The organism is Psychrobacillus sp., from assembly GCF_056205495.1.
In genome coordinates, this window is record NZ_JBAEAP010000091.1 from 1 (window position 1) to 2,239 (window position 2,239).

Here is a 2,239-nt window from a genome sequence, read left to right on the forward strand (position 1 = left end):
ATCTTCAATTTATTTCAAATTTAATGATGAAGAAGGAGTTTAATTGATGAAAAAGCTATTTACGATAACCTTACTATTCTTTGTACTTATCCTGGCTGCATGTGGAGACAAGGAAACAAATAAGGAGCAAGAAGAAACAAATTCAGATACGATTAAATACCAATCAGAAACTGGCCCTATCGAGGTTCCGGCAGATCCACAAAGAATAATCACTCTTACAAACGGTCCAAATGCTTTGGCTTTAGAGGCAAATGTAGTTGGAATTGTTGATTGGACAAAGATGAACCCTCTTTTTGAAGAACGACTTGATGGAGTGGAAGTTGTAACTGAGGAGAACTTAGAAAAAATTATCGAGCTTGATCCAGATTTGATTATTGCAGGATCTCATATGAATAACATCGAAAAGTTAAATGAAATTGCTCCTACTGTTGTTTTTACTTGGGGAAAACTAGATTACTTAGAACAGCAGCTTGAAATTGGGAAGCTATTAAATAAGGAAAAGGAAGCTAAAGAATGGATTGAGGATTTTTCGGCTCGAGCAGAATCAGTTGGCGAGGCTATCAAATCGAAAATCGGTGAAGACGCAACAGTTTCTGTCATTGAAAGTGGAAACAAGGAGTTTTATGTGTTTGGAAATAATTATGCACGTGGAACCGAAATCTTGTACCAAGCAATGGGTTTAAATATGCCCGAAAAGGTAAAGAATTCAGCGCTTGAATCTGGGATCTATGTTATTTCAACTGAACTACTTCCAGAATACGCAGGTGATTATGTTATTTTGAGTAAAAATCCAGACGTAGATAACTCTTTCCTAGAAACAGATCTATGGAAAAACATCCCTGCAGTTAAGAATGGTCAAGTATTTGAAATTAATACAAAGGCATCCACCTACAGTGATCCTATAACTTTAGAGCACCTTCTAGATTTCTTTGAAAGCTCGTTTTTGAATAAATAATAAGGAATGGCATGAAACCTACCAGGAATAATATAAGCACCTATGATTTTACAAAGTAAATCATAGGTGCTTATATTTTTTTGTTATTTATTCTTTTTAGTCTCTTAGAAATAATGATGATAATGTGAAATAAATGTCTTTGAAATTTTTGTTGGGTATGTATAACTGTGCTTTAATAATCCAATGGTTCGTTTAAACTTTGCATTTTCAATTTTTAAATGTTTGATCTTATCTTCATATAGATTAACTGACGTTTCAGGTGTAAACGCTGCTCCACGCTCATTCTTTACCATCTGCAGAATTGTCGTTGCTTCCTCTACTTCTACTTGATATTTAGGTGTGTAGCCTACTGATTTACAAAAATGGTCTGTAAGTTGACTAAAACGATATTGATCTGTTAATCCGATAAATGATAGGTTCTCCAATTCATGTAGGTCAATGGATCCTTTGGTTGCCTCTTTGTATGATTTGGGGACTGTTTAAAAAATATCTTCCTCATATAGTGGTATCCAACATCACATCTACCCGTTTTTTATATACATAAAAAAACACCGTTCCAGTCAACAACTGGACGGTGTTTTAAAAGTTATATTTTCATTCAGTTTGAGTTTAATAATTTGGATGTTCTGGTGAATAATTACTTGCTTTTAAGATACTCCATACCTTTAGCAGTTATTGCTAAAATAAGGTTATCTGAACCCTGCCCACTATCCACGGCATATTCCATTTCGATTAGGTATTCAATGGCTTGTTTGCTATTGAGATCCGTATTTACCATAGCTTTAGGTAATACATAGCTCCCACCATTATTAGCAAAATGATAATCATACAGACTTTGTAACAAAATATCCGATAGTTTATTTATTTCTTCGTTAGTCAAGCTCATCACTCCTCACTAATCAATATACAACATTAGAGAAAAAAACTCTTTATTTTTGCTTCCGACAAATAAGCTCCTCGTATATCATAAGAAAAGCGTTGGAAGCTTAGAGCCCCAACGCTTTACTATTAATACATTTTTAGATATTGCTCACGTTCCCATAAGATGTACAGTTGTACGGATGACATACCGCCTTAAAGTATAGAACAACCTTAGAGCATTAAAAATGTAGTTCAAGAAATCATTTAACAAATGATTCCACAGGCTATTAACAAAAATGGGGGATTAATGAGGTACTAGTAAATAGTGAAAAAGGTTAAGACCACTACATTACCTTTTCTTTTAGGTTTTGTTAGAGATAAGTGATAATTTAAAGTGCACATAGTTTTATGTTCAGCTTTAAC

2 protein-coding genes and 1 pseudogene are annotated in these 2,239 nt (G+C 33.9%); 1 reads left to right on the plus strand and 2 read right to left on the minus strand.

The annotated features are described in order from the left end of the window. The first annotated feature begins 46 nt into the window (after nt 1-46). Nucleotides 47-955: an iron-hydroxamate ABC transporter substrate-binding protein gene (locus AC06OU_RS02835; protein ID WP_475853843.1), complete on the plus strand. Its 909-nt coding sequence runs from the start codon at nt 47-49 to the stop codon at nt 953-955. A gap of 104 nt (nt 956-1,059) precedes the next feature. Here the strand turns inward: AC06OU_RS02835 and AC06OU_RS02840 are convergent. Further along, nucleotides 1,060-1,419, minus strand: a pseudogene (locus AC06OU_RS02840) (LysR family transcriptional regulator substrate-binding protein); the annotation flags it as partial. Between the two features lie 173 nt (nt 1,420-1,592). Beyond that, nucleotides 1,593-1,835 carry a hypothetical protein gene (locus AC06OU_RS02845; RefSeq protein WP_475853844.1) on the minus strand — a complete coding sequence of 81 codons (243 nt, stop codon included), beginning with the start codon at nt 1,833-1,835 and terminating at the stop codon, nt 1,593-1,595. Nucleotides 1,836-2,239 lie beyond the last annotated feature (404 nt).

Coding starts and splice junctions, on each gene's coding strand:
- AC06OU_RS02835 (WP_475853843.1), top strand. CDS start 47: ATGAAAAAGCTATTTACGATAACCTTACTATTCTTTGTACTTATCCTG.